The sequence below is a fragment of the Pseudomonas sp. L13 genome (assembly GCF_009935965.1).
Lineage (GTDB): Bacteria > Pseudomonadota > Gammaproteobacteria > Pseudomonadales > Pseudomonadaceae > Aquipseudomonas > Aquipseudomonas lactis.
On record NZ_QODJ01000010.1, the window covers coordinates 1 to 18,868 of the forward strand.

Below are 18,868 nucleotides of genomic sequence, written 5' to 3' on the forward strand. Positions count from 1 at the left end.
GGCGAGAGCAAGAGCAAGAGCAAGAGCTACTCGCTTCGCATCGTGGTTACCGTCGATCGCTACAGAGTTGGGTCGCCATCGGGACCAAGCCCCCTCCAAAATTGGAACGCCATGACGTCCGGATAGTGGCGCAAAGCTAGCATTTGCTGGCGCCTGCAAATCATTCCTTTGGCTGATTTGGCTGAACCATAAGCGCTCTACAGTGCAGGTCTTCAAGCCAAGACCGTGCAGTCATTAAAGGGATTCTTATGTTGCAGACCCGTGTTATCCCGCCCGCCGAAGGTGCGTACCAGTATCCGCTGTTGATCAAGCGCCTGTTGATGTCCGGGACTCGCTACGAGAAGACCCGGGAAATTATCTATCGAGACAAGCTGCGCTACAGCTATCCGACGCTGATCGAGCGCGTTGCGCGCCTGGCCAATGTGCTGACCGAAGCCGGGGTCAAGGCCGGTGATACCGTGGCGGTGATGGACTGGGACAGCCACCGTTACCTGGAGTGCATGTTTGCCATCCCGATGATTGGCGCGGTGATTCACACCATTAACGTGCGTCTGTCGCCGGAGCAGATTCTGTACACCATGAACCACGCCGAAGACCGCTTTGTGCTGGTCAACAGTGAGTTCGTGGGGCTCTACCAGGCGATTGCCGGGCAGCTCACTACTGTCGACAAGACCTTGTTGATTACCGATGGTGACACCCACACCGCCGAGCTACCCAACTTGGTCGGTGAGTACGAAACCCTCCTGGCCGCCGCCAGCCCCAGCTATGACTTCGAGGATTTTGACGAAAACTCGGTCGCCACCACCTTCTACACCACCGGCACCACCGGTAACCCCAAAGGTGTGTACTTCACCCATCGGCAACTGGTGCTGCACACCATTGGCGTGGCGACCATCATGGGCAGCGTCGACAGCGTGCGGCTGCTGGGCACCAACGACGTGTACATGCCGATCACGCCGATGTTCCATGTACACGCCTGGGGCTTGCCGTATGTGGCGACCATGCTCGGGCTCAAGCAGGTGTACCCCGGCCGCTACGACCCGGAATACCTGGTGGAACTGTGGCGCAAGGAAAAGGTGACGTTCTCCCACTGTGTGCCGACCATCCTGCAAATGGTGCTTAACGCCAAGGCGGCGCAGAACGTGGATTTCGGCGGGTGGAAAATCGTCATCGGCGGCAGCGCCCTCAACCGTTCGCTGTACGAAGCCGCCAAGGCCCGAGGCATTCAACTGACCGCCGCGTATGGCATGTCCGAGACCGGGCCGCTGGTATCCTGCGCTCACCTCAATGATGAGCTGATGGCCGGCAGCGAAGATGAGCGCACCACCTACCGCATCAAGGCCGGTGTGCCGGGCCCGTTGGTTGAGGCGGCAATCATGGACACCGACGGTCATTTCTTGCCCACCGATGGCGAAACCCAGGGCGAACTGGTGCTGCGCGCGCCGTGGCTGACCGAGGGTTACTACAAAGAGCCGCAAAAGGGCGCCGAACTCTGGGCCGGTGGTTGGTTGCACACCGGTGATGTGGCTACGCTGGATGCCTTCGGCGTGATTGATATCCGTGACCGCATCAAGGATGTGATCAAGACCGGCGGCGAATGGATCTCTTCCCTGGCTCTGGAAGACCTGGTCAGTCGTCACCCGGCGGTGCGGGAAGTGGCGGTGGTGGGCATTGCCGATCCGCAATGGGGCGAGCGTCCCTTCGCGTTGTTGGTGGTGCGTGAAGGGCATGTGATCGATGCGCGAGAGCTCAAGGAGCACCTCAAGCCTTTTGTCGAGCTGGGGCATTTGAGCAAGTGGGCGATCCCGAGCCAGATCGCCGTTGTTACTGAAATTCCCAAGACCAGTGTCGGCAAGCTCGACAAGAAACGTATCCGCGTCGACATCATCGAGTGGCAGGCCAACAACAGCACGTTCCTGTCCACGCTCTGAACCCTCTCGCCGCGCCCGTTCGGGCGCGGCAATGCTCTATATCAAGCCTTTACTTGTGATTTGCCGAATTTCAGCCATTCTTCCGGCGTCGACCTTCGTCGGCGTGGCGAAAGGGTTGTGGCAGACAGGTTGGTGATGCAAATCACACTTTAGAGGGATCAAGCACTACCCCCCTCTGGCTATAGTCCCTTTCAGAGTTTTTCGCGGATGTTGCGCTTCGAGCCATGGAGGCTCGGTGGCGATGCGGCATTGGAATCGTTGTATCCCGGCCGTTACATCTGAAGAAAGGGCTCACTGCCATAACAATAAAATATGCACATGGAGTAGCGTCGATGACCTCAGTAAACCAGTTCTGGCGCCGGGCAAGACTGCCCCTGGCCGTCAGCCTCGCTTCTACGCTCGCCGGGCCGGCATTCGGCGTCAGTTTCAACATTGGTGAAATCGAAGGGAGCTTTGACTCGTCGCTTTCCGTGGGCGCTAGCTGGTCCACAGCCAAACCCAATCGTGACCTGATCGGTGCCAACAACGGCGGCAAGGGCCTGTCCCAGACCTCCGATGACGGCCACTTGAACTTCAAGCGCGGCGAGACGTTCTCGAAGATCTTCAAGGGCATCCACGACCTGGAACTGAAGTACGGCGACACCGGTGTGTTTGTGCGTGGCAAGTACTGGTACGACTTCGAACTCAAGGACGAAAGCCGTCCGTTCAAGGACATCAGCGACAACAACCGCAAAGAGGGCGCCAAGTCTTCGGGCGGGCAGATTCTCGATGCATTCGTCTACCATAACTACTCGATTGCCGATGCACCGGGTTCCGTGCGTTTTGGTAAGCAGGTGGTGAGCTGGGGTGAGAGCACCTTCATCGGTGGCGGCATCAACTCCATCAACCCGATCGACGTGTCGGCGTTTCGTCGTCCGGGGGCCGAGATCAAGGAAGGCTTGATCCCGGTGAACATGTTCTACGTGTCCCAGTCGCTCACCGACAATCTGTCGGCCGAGGCGTTTTACCAGCTGGAGTGGGACCAGACCGTGACCGATAACTGCGGCACGTTCTTCTCGCAGCCGGACGTGATCTCCGATGGTTGCAGCAATAACCTGCGGGTACTGAACAAGCGTTCCACCATTCCTGCCGCCGCCCTGCCGACCCTGGGGGCCTTGGGTGTGGACGTCAACAGCGAAGGCGTGCTGGTGCGCCGTGGGCCGGACCGTGATGCACGCGACAGCGGCCAGTTCGGCGTGGCCATGCGCTACAACTTCGAACCGCTGGATACCGAATTCGGCGCCTACTTCATGAACTACCACAGCCGTGCGCCGATCTTCAGTGCGCAGGGCGCGCCATCGGCGGCCTACACGCGTCCGCTGGGGCCACTGGGGGCCTTGCGGCCGTTGATCGTGGCGGGTAGCTCGAACTACTTCGTCGAGTACCCGGAAGATATCCGCCTCTACGGCCTGAGTTTCTCCACCACCTTGCCTACCGGCACCGCCTGGAGCGGTGAGTTGAGCTACCGTCCGAATGCGCCGGTGCAGTTGAGCACCACGGATATTCTGTTCGCCGGCGTCACGCCGATCCCAGGCTTTGGCAATGCGTCCGTGCTCAAGGGCACGCCGGGCCAGGACCTGCACGGCTACAACCGCAAGGAAGTCACCCAGTTCCAGACCACCTTCACGCACTTCTTCGATCAGGTGATGGGCGCCAGCCGCCTCACCACCGTCGGTGAAATCGGCGTGACCCACGTGGGTGGCCTGGAAAGCAAATCCCAGGCTCGTTACGGCCGCGACCCGGTGTTCGGCCCAGGCACGCTGCCAGGTGGGTTTTGCAACGCCCTCAACAACTCCACCGCCAACGGCGCCGGCTTGCCCAACGCTGCCGGCCTGAACACCAACTGCAATAACGACGGCTATACCACTGCAACGTCCTGGGGCTACCGTGCCCGTGCCATCTGGGAATACCCGGATGTGTTCGCGGGCGTGAACCTCAAGCCCAACGTGGCCTGGTCCCATGACGTCAAAGGTTACTCGCCAGGCCCTGGCGGCAACTTTGAGGAAGGTCGCAAGGCGGTCAGCCTGGGCCTGGATGCCGAATACCAGAACACCTACACCGCGAGCCTGGCGTACACCAACTTCTTTGGTGGCAAGTTCAGCACCGTGGATGACCGCGACTTTGTCGCGTTGAGCTTCGGCGCCAACTTCTAAGCACACTCTTTTCAAGTGGCATGTATTCAGGAAGACCAGAGCATGAAAATAACAAAAAGTCTGTTGCACGTGGGTGTGCTTGGGCTGTCGATCCTGGCGAGCAACGTCATGGCGGCAGTCTCGGCAGATGAAGCCGCCAAGCTCGGCACGACCCTGACCCCGATGGGCGCCGAGATGGCCGGTAACGCGGCCGGCACCATTCCGAAATGGTCGCCATTGCCGACCAATGCCGGCGCGGTGGACGCCCGTGGTTTCCTCGCCAACCCGTACGCCAGCGAGCAACCGCAGTTCACCATCACCGCGCAGAACGTCGAGCAATACAAAGACAAGCTGGCCCCAGGGCAATACGCGATGTTCAAGCGCTACCCGGACAGCTTCAAGATGCCGGTGTACCCGACCCATCGCGGTGCCACGGTACCGGCTGAGGTGTTTGCCTCGATCAAGAAAAACGCCACCACCACCAACCTGGTGTCCGGCGGAAACGGCCTGGAAAACTTCGAAACCGCCGTCCCGTTCCCGATTCCCAAGAGCGGTGTTGAAGTGATCTGGAACCACATCACCCGTTATCGCGGCGGCAGCGTGACCCGCCTGGTCACCCAGGCCACCCCGCAAACCAACGGTTCCTACAGCCTGGTGTACTTCCGCGACCAGTTCGTGTTCCGCGACAAGATGAAGGACTTCGATCCGAAAAACCCAGGCAACGTGCTGTTCTACTTCAAGCAGCAAGTGACTGCGCCAGCGCGCCTGGCCGGTGGTGTACTGCTGGTGCACGAAACCCTGGACCAAGTCAAAGAGCCGCGTTCGGCCTGGGTCTACAACGCCGGGCAGCGCCGCGTGCGTCGGGCGCCGCAAGTGTCCTATGACGGCCCGGGTACTGCCGCCGATGGCCTGCGCACCTCCGACAACCTCGACATGTACAACGGTGCGCCGGACCGCTACGACTGGAAGCTGGAAGGCAAGAAAGAGATGTACATCGCCTCCAACAGCTACAAGGTCGACGATCCCAAGCTCAAGTACGCCGACATCATCAAGGCTGGCCACATCAACCAGGACCTGGCTCGCTACGAGCTGCGCCGTGTCTGGCACGTGGTCGCCACCTTGAAGGAAGGCCAGCGCCACATCTACGCCAAACGTGACTTCTACATCGACGAAGACACCTGGCAAGCCGCGGTGATCGACCACTACGACGGTCGCGGCCAACTGTGGCGCGTCGCCGAAGCCCATGCCGAGAACTACTACGACAAGCAAGTGCCGTGGTACGCCCTGGAAACCCTCTACGACCTGCAGTCCGGCCGCTATCTGGCCCTGGGCATGAAGAACGAAGAGAAGCAGGCCTATGACTTCGGCTTCACCGCCACCACCAGCGACTTCACCCCAGCGGCCCTGCGCCAGGACGGTGTTCGCTAACCCCTGCTAATGATCGCTCCCACGCGGAGCTGATCACCAGTAGGAGCGAGCTTGCTCGCGAGGGTCGCCAACGATCACGCGCCCATCCTGGATGGGCGCGTTTTTTTTGAGTGCTTCGCGAGCAAGCTCGCTCCTATAGCTTTCTTGGCGGCTGGAAGGGATATTTCTTGTCGCAGTTCTTTTTCAGCCATTTGTTGCAAAGATCTACAATCCCGCCGCTTTTACCGCTAGTCTGCGGACATCTGCAATGCCGACAACAGCCTTCTACAAGAGCCCGGCGATGACTGATCTGTCCCGAACCCATGGGCCTGCCAGTGTGGTGATGCCGACCCTGGAAGGCCGCTTCTACAGGCCCCCACTGCCTGACGGCTACGTGCTGCGCCCGCGCCTGTGCGAACGGCTGAATGCGGGCCTTGATGGGCGACTGTTGCTGGTCAGCGCGCCTGCCGGGTTTGGCAAAAGCTCGTTGGCGGTGGAGTTCTGTCAGGGGTTGCCAGCCCAGTGGCAAAGCCTGTGGCTGGGCCTGAGCCCACGGGACAGTGACCCCGGCCGTTTCCTGGAGCGGCTGCTTGACGGCTTGCAACAGTATTTCCCGCAACTCGGCGCCCAATCCCTGGGCTTGCTGAAAATGCGCCAGCGTCACCAACCCTTTGCCTTCGAAGAATGGCTCGACGGCCTGCTCGACGAGTTGGCTGTGCATCTGTCCGTGCGTTCGCCGTTATTGCTGGTGCTGGATGACTATCACCTGGCCCAGGGCCCGGTGCTGGATCGCTGCCTGCAATTTTTCCTCAATCATTTGCCTGACGGCCTGGTAGTGCTGGTCACCAGCCGGCAGCGACCGGACTGGCACCTGGCACGCCTGCGCCTGTCGCGGCACCTGTTGGAACTGCATGAGCAAGACCTGCGCCTGACCCACGACGAATCCCTGGCGGTGCTGGATGGACACGGCAATGCGTTGCGCGGTGAGGCGTTGGAAAACCTGATTCGCCGTAGCGAGGGCTGGGTCGCCGGCCTGCGCTTCTGGTTGTTGGCGGCCTCCGAAGCCGGCAGTGAGAGCGCCTTGCCGCAAAACCTGCACGGTGGCGAGGGGCTGATTCGCGATTACCTGCTCGAAGAAGTCATCGACTGCCTGCCCGCGGAGGTGCAAGCGTTCTTGTACGACACCGCCCCGCAGGAGCGTTTTTGCAGTGAATTGTGCGACGCCGTTCGCGAGGCCCATGACAGCGCAGAAATCCTGCGTTATCTGCAGGCTCATCAAGTGTTCCTGGTGCCGTTGGATGAGCAAGGGCACTGGTACCGCTATCACCATTTATTCTCCGACCTGCTGCGTACCCGCCGCGAGAAGAGCGCCACCTTGCCGCCGGCCAGCTTGCACTTGCGCGCTTGTCGCTGGTTTAACGCCCAGGGCTTGATCGATGAGGCGGTGGAGCAGGCGCTGCGGGCCGGGCACCTGGATGTGGCGGCGAACCTGGTGCAGAACCTGTCCGAAGAACAACTGCTGGCAGAACAGAATATCGGCATGCTGCTGCGCTGGAAGATGGACCTGCCCGACAGCTTGCTGATCAGCACGCCGCGTTTGATCGTGCTGTACAGCTGGGCGCTTGGGCTCGCATGCCAATTGGATGCAGCGCAGGAGCTGTCCAGTTATCTCAGCCGTTTCCTGCCGGCCCCGTCGGCCACCGCGCAAAAATCCATGCTGGCCCAATGGTTGGCGCTGAGCGGGATCATCGCCCGTGGGCGCGGAGACCGTGAGCTGACCCAGCGCTATTGCCAGGAGGCGTTGGAAAGCCTGCCGCAAAAGCGTTACGGCCAGCGCCTGATGTGCCTCTCGACCTTGTCCAACCTGGCGATCGTCGATGCCGACTTGTGGCGCGCTCGTGGCCTGAACCGCGAATCGTTGGAACTGGCGCAGCGCGTCGGTAACCCTTTGTTTGAAGCGTTGGCCCATTACGACCGGGCCCGGGTGTTGCAGTCGCGGGGTGAGATCCTGCGTTCTCTGGATGAAGTTCGCCAAGGCCTGGAGCGCCTGCATGGGCTGGCACCCCAGCGCCTGTACGCCGTGCGCGCACGGCTGTCGCTGTACGAAGGTTACCTGCTGCTGGTGCGTTGCCAGCCCGAAGCCGGCCTTGCGCGTTTGCGCGCCGGCCTGGCCGAAGCCCGCGCCTGCCGCGATATCAGCGTGCTGATCGGGCATTGCGTCATCGCCAGTTTCGAAGGGCGGCGTGGGGAGTTTGCCAATGCCTTTGCCGAACTGGCCGAGGCCGAGCGCTTGATGCACATCTGGGATGTGCCGCCGATCTATTACCTGGCGATGATCACTCTGATCAAATGCGAGCTGTGGCTGGCCCAGGGTCGCACTGACCTGGCCGACGCCTGGCTGGCCCGCCTGGGGCAGACCTACAACGGCGAGCACGCTGCGGCCGCCCCCGAGTTTCATCCACACTTGCCGCAACATATCGAGCTGCAACAAGCCGCGCTCGATGCCACTCGCCATCAACCCGACAGTGCGCTGCAACGCCTCGAAGCGCTGGCCCAACAGGCCCATGACAGCGGGCGCCAGATGATTGCCCTGATGGCGCTGGCCCAACTGGTGCAGTTGCTTCTGGAGAATGGCCAGGAGGCCAAGGCCAGGCCGGTATTCGCCCGTGCCCTGCACGCTGGTTCGGGCGGTGCGTTGCAGCCGTTTCAACGCTTGTTGGAAGGTTACCCGCAGTGGATGCGCGAGCAGTTGGGCAAGGACTCCCATGGGCTGCTCAACCAGAGCTTGCTGGCGTTGCTGCCCCAGGCCATCGCGGTTGAAGCCTCACCTCAACAGGAAACCCTCAGCACCCGAGAGTTGGCGGTGCTGCAGCTGATTGCCCAAGGCTGTTCAAACCAGGAAATCAGCAACCAGTTGTTCATCTCCCTGCACACGGTGAAGACCCACGCCAGCCATATCAACAGCAAGCTCGGCGTGGAGCGTCGAACCCAAGCGGTGGCGCGGGCCAAGTCCATGGGCTTGTTGGCCTGAGGCCAGGGGTTATAGCGTGGTCGGGCAGCCTTTGAGTGAGGTGTCGACGGTCTGATTTATCAGCGCCGCGAAGCGCTTGAGGTTGTTCTGATGCGCCACCACCAGTTCGTCGATGCTCGGCCCGGCGGGCGACTGCAAGGTGGTGCGGCAGGTCAACGCTGGGCGATCGCTATTGACTTGCCTCAGGCGCCAGCGCACATCCAGCAACGCGTACTGCCCCGGTACCGAGTCAAATCGCTGCACCTCAACGCGCAAAGCCACGGCTTGGCGGGCATTGCTGTTGGCCAATTGATCCACCAACGCGCTCCTCAGCTCATCGGCGAGGGTAGCGGCCCACCACTGGGTTTCAAGAATCGCCAGGCCGCTGTCACCCTGGCGAATCACTATCTGTGCGCGGTCGACCTGAGGCGGCACGCTGATGCTCTCAATGCGAACACCGCCGGCATCTGCACGCGTACTCGGGCTCAAGTGCGCCGGGGTCAGGGTGTGAAAGGCGATGGGCTCACTGCGACAGGCACCGAGCAGCAGCAGGGCGCTCAGTAACGTGATCTTCAACGGCAATGTCATGGCGGCTCCAATGGTCATTTACGGGGTGGCCCTTGCAGGTCCGTCGGTGCGGCGTTATCGGGGCGGCCGCGAATCAGCGACTCCGGATGCCGGCCCAGGTAATCCGAAAGCTCGCGCAGGGAGCGCGACATGCGCCCCAACTCGTCGAGTGTCTGGGTCAGTTGCTCACGTTGCGGCGAGTCTTCGGCCAGGGTTGAACTGGCCGATTGCAGGGTCTTGCTCACGTCGGTCAAGGTCGTCTGCACACCCGGCAGCGTCTTGGCGTTGAATTGCGCCAGGCCTTTGCGCAGTTCGACCAGGCTGGCGTCGAGGTTGCCGGCAATGCGCTCCACAGGCAGTTGGCTGATCTTGTTGACGATGCCTTCGAACTTCTCTTGCAACTGTTCCAGGTTGCCCGGGATCGTGGGGATGCCCACGGGGCGCTGGTTCGGGTCGAACGCGACTTTCTCGGCCTTGGGGTAGAAGTCCAGGGCAATGTACAGCTGGCCAGTCAGCAAGTTGCCGCTACGGGCCTGGGCGCGCAGGCCGTTTTCGATGAAGGTGCCGATCAGGCGTACGCCGGCTGCCTCATCGTCAGGGTTATTGTTCATGGCCTTGAGCAGCTTGGTGTGGGCCTCGCCGAGCAGTTGTGGGTAGATCACGATGCCGACATTGACCGGGAAGGTGCGCTTCTTCGCATCGAAATCCAGGTTGATCGATACAACCCTGCCGAACTCGACGCCGAGGAACTCCACCGGTGCGTCGACTTTCAGCCCGCGCAGAGCCTGATCGAAACGCAGGACCATATATTGGCCCTTGCCGTTGGGTGGGGCGAGGGCGCTTTGCTGGTCTTCGAACAATTCAAAGCTGCGGCTTTCTTCGGCCGGTTTGTCATTGGGGTTGTAGGGCGGCGCCTGGAAGGCGATCCCACCCATCAACATGGACGACAAGGATTCGGTTTTCAGCGCGAAGCCATTGGCGCCGACGCTCAAGTCGACGCCGCTGGCGTTCCAGAACCGCGTGTTCTCAGTGATGTACACATCATTGGGCGCATGTACGAAGATTTCGACATTCACGCCCTTGCCCTCGTTGTCCAGCTCATAGGCCACTACCTGGCCTACCGGGATCTTCCGGTAATAGACCGGCGAGCCGATGTCCAGGGAACCCAGGGCCTGGGTGTGCAGCGTGAAGCGCTTGCCCGGTTCGCCGTAAGTGATGGGCGGCGGGTTTTCCAAACCGGTGAAGTGTTTGGCGCGAGTCTCGGACTGGCCAATGTCTGCGCCGATGTAGTCGCCGGACAGCAACGTGTCGATACCCGACACGCCGCCTGCGCCAATGCGCGGGCGTACCACCCAGAATTTCGAATCTTCGCGGGTGAAGCTTTCGGCCTGTTTGACCAACTCGACGGTGGCATTGACGCTTTTCTGGTCATCACTCAGGGCCACGGCGGTTACGTGGCCGATCACCACGTTGCGGTATTTGACCTCGGTTTTATTGGCAACCAGCCCGCTGCCGGTCTTGAAGTTGAGGACGAGAGTCGGCCCTTGTTGCATGACGCTGTGAATCACCAGCGAGATGCCCACCAGCACGGCGACGATCGGTACGATCCAGACCAGCGAGACACTGAAACGACGCGTCTTGATCACGGGTTGCCCCGCAGGGGTTTCAGCCTTGGATGAGCTCATCCGAGGTCTCCTCGTTAGGTGGGTTTTCCCAGATTAGCCGGGGATCAAAACTCATGGCCGCGAGCATCGTAAACACGACCACCAGGCCAAAAAACAGAATACCCAGGCGCGGTTCTATCGTGCCCAGGGCTTGAAACTTCACCAGCGCGGCCACCAGGGCAACCACGATGACGTCGAGCATCGACCAGTAGCCGATCAGTTCGATAAACCTAAAAAGCTTCGAGCGCTCCTTGCGCGCCCATTGGCTATTGCGCTGCACGGTGACCAGCAGCAGCCCCAGGGACAAGAACTTGATGCCCGGCACGGCAATGCTAGCGATGAAAATGATCAGCGCAATGTCCCAGGCGCCATGCTGCCAAAACTCCAGCACGCCACTCATGATGGTGCTGTCTGCGCCCGAGCCGAGCATGGTGGTGTTCATCACCGGCAGTAAATTGGCCGGGATATAAAAGGCGAGGGCGGTGAGCATGTAGGCCCAGGTTCGGGTCAGGGACTGCACCTTGCGCCGATGCAGCGCGGCGCCACAGCGCTCGCACTCGGTGGGTTCAAGGCGCATGTCGCAGGGCTGGCCGCAGGTGTGGCACAGGCACAGGTTCAGCTCGCGGGCGGTAGGCGGTGAGTTCATACGGTGTCCCACAGGTCGCGCACATCGCGCCCGGCAATGCGGATCAGCAACAGGCTCAGGGCGGCCAAGGCAAACAGGCCGATGCCAGGGATCACATCCAGCATGCCGGCCAGCTTGAATACCGCAACCATCGCGCCCAACAGGCACACCTCCAGCATGCTCCAAGGCCGGAGTGCTTCGAGCCAGCGCATGCACAGCTTGAACGCCGGCGAGCGCCTACCGACTAAGGCGAAACTCAGCACCCAGATCAGCAACAGCAGTTGAAACACCGGCGCGATAATGATGGAAATTGCCGCCACCAGTGCAATGAACGTGATCGGCCCCAGGCTCAGTGCAACTACTGAGTCCCAGAGGGTCGCGCTGTTTTTCAAGCCTTGCAGGCTGATGCTCATCACCGGGTAAAAGTTGGCAAAGGTCCACAGCACTGCGGCAGTCACCGTCAGGGCCAGACGTTGCTGCACCGACAGGCCGTTATAGCGCTGCAGCACGCCCCCGCAGCGTACACAGAGGGCTTTTTGATGTTTGGCGAGCGTGACTTTCTCGTACACGCAGTCGCAGTGTTCGCAGATGATCTGTTGATTCGCCATGGGTGTTGCTCCAAATGCGACTGACTGCAGCGGGGGATTTCAATGGCGCTTGTGTAGCTTAACAGCGGATAGACCGCGCAATCGACGCCTTCCCGCGCAGAGGCAAGCTACACCATACTGCACTTGGAACGCGCCAGAGGCTTGCAGGACACCCATGAATACCGAAAAACAACCGTTGATTCGCGAAACCTTCCCCGTCGGCCCATTGCAGTGCAACTGCACCATCATTGGCGACCCGATCACTAAAAAAGCCATCGTAGTCGACCCCGGCGGCAATCACGAGTTGATCCTCGCGCGCCTTGATGCACTGGGCCTGAAGGTGGTGAGCATTATCCACACCCATGCTCACCTTGATCACTTCCTGGCCTCCGGCCAATTGAAAGAAAAGACCGGCGCCACGCTGCACCTGCACAAAGAGGATCAATTTCTATGGGACAACCTGGAAATGCAATGCCAGATGTTTCGCGTGCCTTACGTGCCGGTGCCGTCGCCAGATCGCTGGCTCGAGCATGACGAAGAATTGGCCTGCGGCTGCGGCGTAGCCTTGCATACTCCTGGGCATACACCGGGCTCGATGAGTTTCTGGTTTGCTGACGCCAAGCTGTTGATCGCCGGCGATACCTTGTTTCGTCGTGGGGTAGGGCGTACGGATTTATGGGGCGGCGACCAGGCGACGATTGTGCGGTCGATCAAGCAGCGCCTGTATACGCTGGACGAAGGCGCGACGGTGGTCACTGGGCATGGGCCGGATACGTGTCTGGGGGATGAGATGCGCGAGAATCCGTTTGTGCGAGCGTGATTGGATTATCAGTCGGTGGAGACTGTGGCACAGGCCCGAGCCAAAGACAGCTATGCTTTACGCACCCCTCCACGGAATTTTTACCGTTTGTCGCGTTCCAAACTCGGCACAGGTCCATTGCCAATGTCCTCTGCATCACAGAATGCAAAAGTAGGAGCTTCCTTCATGTTCACTCCGCGTCGTCTGCTTGTTGTCGCTACCGCCGTAGCCCTGTTGTCTGGCTGCGCCTCACCTAACCCTTATGACGGCAGCCAGGGACAGGCCAGCAATGGTTCCGAAAGCGGCATGAGCAAAACCGCCAAGTACGGCGGCCTCGGTGCGCTGGCTGGCGCATTGGCCGGTGCGGCCATCGACCATAACAACCGTGGCAAGGGCGCGCTGATTGGCGCAGTGGTTGCGGGTGCTGGTGCGGCAGGCTATGGCTACTACGCCGACCAGCAAGAGAAAAAATTGCGTGAAAGCATGGCCAACACCGGGGTTGAGGTGCAGCGCCAGGGCGACCAGATCAAGCTGATCATGCCGGGCAACATTACCTTCGCCACCAACTCGGATGCGATCTCCAGCAGCTTCTACCAGCCGCTGAACAACCTGGCCAACTCCCTCAAGCAGTTCAACCAGAACACCATCCAGATCGTTGGCTACACCGACAGCACCGGCAGCCGCCAACTGAACATGGACCTGTCCCAGCGCCGTGCGCAGAGCGTGGCCAACTACCTGACTTCCCAGGGTGTCAGTCCTACCAACCTGAGCGCTCGCGGTGCCGGCCCGGATAACCCGATTGCCAGTAACGCCGACGTGAATGGCCGCGCCCAGAACCGTCGTGTCGAGGTTAACCTCGGCCCGATCCCTGGCCAGCAATACGGCCAGCCTGGCCAGCAGCAGGCGCCACAGCAGAACAACCAGTTCCAGGGCAATCCGTACCAGCAATACCAGTAAACCCTGGGTACTAAAAAGGGCGCCGTGCAGTCAATGCACGGCGCCCTTTTTTGTGGCGTCGATCTACATCAGTCGATGTATTCGAACACCTTCACGATCTTCTGCACGCCCGACACGCCCTGCACCAAATTGGCGGCGCGGGTGGCTTCGGCCTGGGTCAGCAGGCCCATCATGTAGACGATGCCGTTATCGGTGACGATCTTGATCCGCGAACCTGGCACTGCACGGTCGGTCAGCATCTGGGTCTTGATCTTGGTGGTCAGCAAGGCATCGTTGCTGATAGCCAGCAGGGTGATCGGGTCCATGACCTGCAGTTCGTTGTGGACCTTCTTGACGCGTTGCACGCCGGCGGCGGCTTGCTCGGCCTGGGCCTTGAGGTCGGCGCGGGGCGTTTGGCCTGCCAGCAGGACCACGCCGTTGAAGCTGGTCACTACAATGCGGGAGGCACCGTTGCCCAGGTCGGTAGCGGCCTTGGCGACGTTGACCTTCACCTTGGTTTCGATCAGCGAATCATCAATGGTGCTGCCGAAGGTGCGTGTGCCCCGGTCGTCCTGGATAGGGGTGTCCCGTGTAGCGGTGATAGCCGAGCTGCAGCCGCTGATGGCGACGCACAGCGTGATGGCCAAAAGACTGAGGCGATTAACGGTCATTCTTCACTCCCGAACAGTTGGCTGTCGATCAGATCGCACAGGCAGTGGATCGCCAGCAGATGAACTTCTTGGATACGTGCAGTGACGTTGGCCGGGACGCGAATCTCCACGTCCTCTGGCAGCAGCAGCGAAGCCATGCCGCCGCCGTCGCGACCGGTCAACGCTACGACAATCATTTCGCGATCATGTGCGGCCTGGATCGCTTGAATAATATTGGCCGAGTTGCCGCTGGTGGAAATCGCCAGCAATACATCGCCCGGCTGGCCGAGGGCGCGGATCTGCTTGGAGAAGATTTCGTTATAGCTGTAGTCGTTGGCAATCGAGGTGATCGTCGACGAATCGGTGGTCAAGGCAATGGCCGGCAGGCTCGGGCGTTCGCGTTCGAAACGGTTGAGCAGCTCGGAGGAAAAATGCTGGGCATCGCCGGCCGAACCACCGTTGCCGCACGAAAGCATTTTGCCTTCGTTGAGCAAGGCATTGACCATGACCTGACTGGCTTGCTCGATGTGCGGTGCAAGTACGTCCATCGCCTGTTGCTTGGTGTCGATGCTGGCCTGGAAAAGCTGGCGAATTCGGGATTGCATGTCCATCTGTGTGACCTTAAGTAGCGCGGCTGTTTGGCACAGGTAATGTGCAGCCCGCAAAGCAAAGAGCAAAAATGAGTGGTGAAGGTGCCCGGCGAATCAGCTGTCGAAGGCATTTTTGAGCCAGGTCAGATCAACTGTGCCTGACGGGGTGCTTTCCATGGCGACCACATCGAAACGGCAGGGGCAGTCAGCCCAGCGATGCTCTTTTTGCAGAAAAAACTGCGCAGCGAGTATCAGCTTTTGACGCTTGCGCCCGTCGATACTGGCGAGCGCGCCACCCCATTGTGCGTGTTTTCTGTAGCGGACTTCGACGAATACTACTGTATCGCCGTCAAGCATGACCAGATCAAGCTCGCCGCGTTTACATAACCAGTTCTGCGCCAGAAGGCGCAGACCCTGTTGTTGCAGGTAATTGAGTGCATGCAGTTCGGCATCCTTGCCGCTTTGTGCGCTGGACCGCTCGGGCATCAGCGTGGGGTATCAGGCAGGCGCTGAATGTCGCCGCCGACGAACTTCGCCCACGGCATCTGGCGATCGACGCGCTGGTTGGCGCTGATGCCCAGGTTGCCCGAGAGGCCGTCTACACGGGTGTCCGGCAGCGCCTTGAGCTGGCCCAGGCGTGGCGCCAGGCGGTAGGCATCCACGCCCATCGCGTAGAGGCGGCCCAGGCTGCCATTGGCTTGCGGCCATTGTGCGGCGACCTGGTTACGCAGTGGGTCAGTGGTGTTAAGCAGCCAAGGGGTCTCGCAGAACATCACGTTGGTCATGTCCAGGTACTGGTTACGGTCACCGCTGGCACTGAACACGTGAGAGGTTGCGTACACCGGCACATCCCCGGCGTATTGGAAGTTCAGGGTCGGCTTGATCTGCTGGGCCAGTTGCGGCGTGACAGCCAGGAAGATGAACTCGATGTCCTGGCGACGCGAAGGCTGGGCGGCAACGTCGGTGCCGACTGTGCTTTGCAGGCTCTTGGCGCGGCCTTCGCTCTTGCGCAGTTGGAACAGATCGGCGATCTGCTGGGCCAGGGCCACAGGCTGATCGACATACTCCACGCCCATGACGGTGCCACCATTGGCTTCCCAATCCTGGCGGAACGCCTTGTACACACGCTCACCCCATTCGCCACGGGGCACCATGGCGGCGGCGCGGTGCAGGCCATCGGCACGCGCGCGGCGCGATACTTCGCGGGCTTCGTCTTCAGCGGCCAGGCCGAACTGGAACAATTGCGCCGGGCCTTGATCGGTCTCGCTGTAGTTCAGGGCCAGGGTGGTGATCGGCAACTGCTGGCGTGCGCTGAGTTGCTTGACCAGCGGTTTTTCCAGCGGGCCGACCACCAGTTGCACGCCGGCGGCCTGGGCCTTGGCGTAGAAGTCGTCGAGGGAGGTCAGGCGCGAGCTGTCATAGAACTCGATGACCGGTGGCTTCTGCCCGGCTTGCTCAGCCTGGTAGTGAGCCGCCATGAAGCCTTCGCGCAGCGCTTTGCCCACAGCAGCCAGGGGGCCTTCCTGTGGCAGCAGCAGGGCGATCTTGCTTAGGGGCTGGCTGGCCAGTTCCTTGAGCTTGGTCAGCGGCGCTGGCAGTTGCACCGCCGCCGGGTGGCCCGGGTTCTGCGCGCGCCAGGTGTCGATGGCGGCTTGTTGCTGCTCCAGCGTACCGGCGCCCTTGACCGCCTGGGCCAGGGTGATCCAGCCATCGAGTGTCGGGTTGCCGGTGGCTTGCAGCTGTTCGGCTGGCAGCGCGGCAATCAATACCCAAATGGCTTCGTGGTTGCTGCTGGCAGCCTCACCCGTCAGCAGGGGCGCCATGGCCACGCGCTCGCGAGCGGCGGCAAGGGTCTGGCCGTCGGCTTCATAGGCGCGTGCATGCACAGTGCCGGTACGGATCTGCTGGTCGGTCGGCAGTTCCTTCAGGCTTTGCAGGCTGGGGTGGTTCAGCGCTGCCAAGGCCGCCTTGGGCTGGTTGCGCCCCATGGCCAGTTCTGCGGCCAGGGTGCTGGCAAATACTTGCGCGGCTGGCTTCAGGGCGTCCAGGGGCACTTGCGCAAGGATCTGCGAGGAGCGGCCGGGATTGTTCTGCTGGTAGGCCAGGTCTGCCGCGCTCAGGCGCAGCAACGCGGCTTTTTCTGGCGTCTTGGCGTTCGTCGCCTGTTCGAGCAGTTGCTCGATACTGGCGTCGGGCGTGCGTGGCAGTTCGCCAAGACTGGAGGAGGGCGAACTGGCGCAAGCGGCCAGCAAGGCAGCGAGGCAGAGGGCGGAGAGCAGCCGCAGGCAAGCGATCATGTAAGTGTTCCTGATACCGATCAAATTAGCGTGGAAGTGTACCCAAGCACTGGCCCAGGCGCGATGTTCATGGCGTTAAACCGTGGATTTAGGTCGTGCAAATGTTGCCAATAGCTGACGGTGGCTGAAACGGCATCGGCCGTGATGGCACATTTTCAAGGCTTCTACGCGCTACAATGTGACTTTTGCCAACCATCGAGGTGTGCGCTTTGACTGCTCCAGGTCCTTTGAATTCCACTGCTGGCTCGCTTTTTGTGGTGGCGACGCCCATTGGCAACCTGGACGACATCAGTGCCCGGGCGCTGAAGGTGTTGCGCGAGGTGAAATTGATCGCGGCAGAAGACACGCGGCACTCCCAACGGTTGATGCAGCATTTTGGTATCAGCACGCCATTAGCCGCCTGCCACGAACACAACGAGCGTGAAGAGGGTAGCCGCTTTATCACGCGCCTTTTGGCGGGGGATGACGTCGCACTGATTTCCGACGCGGGCACGCCGCTGATTTCCGACCCTGGTTACCACCTGGTCCGCCAGGCGCGCGCCGCTGGTATCAATGTAGTGCCTGTTCCAGGAGCCTGCGCGCTGATTGCTGCATTATCGGCCGCCGGGTTGCCCTCGGACCGCTTTATCTTCGAAGGCTTCCTGCCCGCCAAGGCCGTAGGGCGTCGGGCGCGTCTGCAGGCACTTAAAGAAGAGCCGCGCACCTTGATCTTCTATGAGGCCCCGCATCGCATTCTTGAATGCCTGCAAGACATGGAACTGGTGTTTGGCGGCGAGCGCCTGGCCTTGCTGGCCCGGGAGTTGACCAAGACCTTCGAAACCCTCAAGGGGCTGCCGCTGGAGGCGTTGCGGGCGTTTGTCGAGGGCGACAGCAATCAGCAGCGCGGCGAATGCGTGGTGCTGGTAGCCGGCTGGACCGCGCCGGAGAATGAAGACGCGGTGGGCAGCGAGGCCATGCGCGTTCTCGATTTGTTGCTCAAGGAAATGCCACTCAAGCGCGCCGCCGCCCTGGCTGCCGAAATTACCGGGGTGCGCAAGAATGTGTTGTATCAGGTCGCGCTCGATAAACAGAAGGCCGAATAGTTCCTGGGCCAAAACTGTATTTCGTCTGAACGTGATGGCAATGCTGCACTTTTAATACTTGTCCTCAAGCCGCCGTGCCGTTAACCTTCGCGGCGGAGAGTCGATTGGACAGTCGCTGCCCTCTATGAAAATTAGGGGGGGGAGGAAAGTCCGGGCTCCATAGGGCGAAGTGCCAGGTAATGCCTGGGAGGCGTGAGCCTACGGAAAGTGCCACAGAAAATAACCGCCTAAGCACTTCGGTGCCGGTAAGGGTGAAAAGGTGCGGTAAGAGCGCACCGCACGACTGGCAACAGTTCGTGGCTAGGTAAACCCCACTTGGAGCAAGACCAAATAGGGTCCCAAGGCGTGGCCCGCGCTGGGACCGGGTAGGTTGCTAAAGATGTCCAGTGATGGCCATCGTAGACGAATGACTGTTCAAGACAGAACCCGGCTTACAGATCGACTCTCCACCTTTTTTCCTTGCGTTCGAATCTCGTGCGCAAACCCGGTAGTAACGCAAGAATCCCTCCCTGCCAAATCATTGGCAGATGCATCTTCGTAATACCAAAAAAA

General features: G+C 60.7%; 15 protein-coding genes and 1 other RNA gene. 8 read left to right on the forward strand and 8 right to left on the reverse strand.

The features are described 5' to 3' along the window. Positions 1-248 precede the first annotated feature (248 nt). The 4 genes from DK871_RS08150 to DK871_RS08165 all read left to right on the forward strand — a co-directional run bounded on the left by DK871_RS08150 (position 249) and on the right by DK871_RS08165 (position 8,540). Positions 249-1,931, forward strand: coding sequence for a fatty acid--CoA ligase (locus DK871_RS08150; protein ID WP_161904625.1), 1,683 nt, complete (start codon positions 249-251; stop codon positions 1,929-1,931). A gap of 332 nt (positions 1,932-2,263) precedes the next feature. Beyond that, a complete protein-coding gene (locus tag DK871_RS08155) occupies positions 2,264-4,123 on the forward strand; it encodes a DUF1302 domain-containing protein (protein WP_003188640.1) in 1,860 nt (619 codons plus the stop codon). Between the two features lie 42 nt (positions 4,124-4,165). After that, positions 4,166-5,530 (forward strand): DUF1329 domain-containing protein, encoded by a 1,365-nt coding sequence (locus DK871_RS08160; RefSeq protein ID WP_161904626.1) that lies wholly within the window; start codon positions 4,166-4,168, stop codon positions 5,528-5,530. A 280-nt stretch (positions 5,531-5,810) separates the two neighbouring features. After that, a complete protein-coding gene (locus DK871_RS08165) occupies positions 5,811-8,540 on the forward strand; it encodes a LuxR C-terminal-related transcriptional regulator (protein WP_161904627.1) in 2,730 nt (909 codons plus the stop codon). Between the two features lie 9 nt (positions 8,541-8,549). Here DK871_RS08165 and DK871_RS08170 read toward each other — a convergent pair whose 3' ends face one another. Genes DK871_RS08170 through DK871_RS08185 form a run of 4 tightly spaced genes read right to left on the reverse strand, consistent with a single transcriptional unit; the run spans position 8,550 to position 11,983 of the window. Beyond that, positions 8,550-9,107 (reverse strand): membrane integrity-associated transporter subunit PqiC, encoded by a 558-nt coding sequence (locus tag DK871_RS08170; protein WP_161904628.1) that lies wholly within the window; start codon positions 9,105-9,107, stop codon positions 8,550-8,552. Between the two features lie 14 nt (positions 9,108-9,121). Next, positions 9,122-10,771 carry an intermembrane transport protein PqiB gene (locus DK871_RS08175; protein ID WP_161904629.1) on the reverse strand — a complete coding sequence of 550 codons (1,650 nt, stop codon included), beginning with the start codon at positions 10,769-10,771 and terminating at the stop codon, positions 9,122-9,124. Further along, positions 10,752-11,396, reverse strand: coding sequence for a paraquat-inducible protein A (locus DK871_RS08180; protein ID WP_161904630.1), 645 nt, complete (start codon positions 11,394-11,396; stop codon positions 10,752-10,754). Before DK871_RS08180 ends, DK871_RS08175 begins: the two co-directional genes overlap by 20 nt. Beyond that, the gene (locus tag DK871_RS08185; protein WP_161904631.1) at positions 11,393-11,983 is read right to left on the reverse strand and encodes a paraquat-inducible protein A; all 591 of its coding nucleotides are present in this window, start codon (positions 11,981-11,983) and stop codon (positions 11,393-11,395) included. The genes DK871_RS08180 and DK871_RS08185 overlap by 4 nt, the downstream gene beginning before the upstream one ends. A gap of 154 nt (positions 11,984-12,137) precedes the next feature. On the opposite strand from DK871_RS08185, the gene DK871_RS08190 reads away from it, so the two are divergent. Beyond that, positions 12,138-12,782 (forward strand): MBL fold metallo-hydrolase, encoded by a 645-nt coding sequence (locus DK871_RS08190; protein ID WP_161904632.1) that lies wholly within the window; start codon positions 12,138-12,140, stop codon positions 12,780-12,782. A gap of 165 nt (positions 12,783-12,947) precedes the next feature. Continuing rightward, entirely contained in the window at positions 12,948-13,718 is a 771-nt protein-coding gene (locus DK871_RS08195; protein WP_161904633.1) for an OmpA family protein, read from the forward strand. 68 nt (positions 13,719-13,786) lie between these two features. Here DK871_RS08195 and DK871_RS08200 read toward each other — a convergent pair whose 3' ends face one another. From DK871_RS08200 to DK871_RS08215, 4 genes are all read right to left on the reverse strand, one after another. Next, on the reverse strand, positions 13,787-14,368 hold the full coding sequence (locus DK871_RS08200; RefSeq protein ID WP_161904634.1) for a BON domain-containing protein: 582 nt from the start codon (positions 14,366-14,368) through the stop codon (positions 13,787-13,789). Beyond that, entirely contained in the window at positions 14,365-14,958 is a 594-nt protein-coding gene (locus DK871_RS08205) for a phosphoheptose isomerase (RefSeq protein WP_007904374.1), read from the reverse strand. Before DK871_RS08205 ends, DK871_RS08200 begins: the two co-directional genes overlap by 4 nt. Before the next feature lie 93 nt (positions 14,959-15,051). Then, positions 15,052-15,423, reverse strand: a complete 372-nt coding sequence (locus DK871_RS08210) for a YraN family protein (protein WP_116667176.1) — start codon at positions 15,421-15,423, stop codon at positions 15,052-15,054. After that, the gene (locus DK871_RS08215; protein WP_161904635.1) at positions 15,423-17,234 is read right to left on the reverse strand and encodes a penicillin-binding protein activator; all 1,812 of its coding nucleotides are present in this window, start codon (positions 17,232-17,234) and stop codon (positions 15,423-15,425) included. Before DK871_RS08215 ends, DK871_RS08210 begins: the two co-directional genes overlap by 1 nt. A 209-nt stretch (positions 17,235-17,443) precedes the next feature. Between DK871_RS08215 and rsmI the strand changes: the two genes are divergently transcribed. Then, on the forward strand, positions 17,444-18,316 hold the full coding sequence (gene rsmI / locus DK871_RS08220) for a 16S rRNA (cytidine(1402)-2'-O)-methyltransferase (protein ID WP_032897619.1): 873 nt from the start codon (positions 17,444-17,446) through the stop codon (positions 18,314-18,316). Positions 18,317-18,412: 96 nt separating this feature from the next. Next, positions 18,413-18,766: RNase P RNA component class A (gene rnpB, locus DK871_RS08225), an RNA gene on the forward strand. The last annotated feature ends 102 nt before the right edge of the window (positions 18,767-18,868 follow it).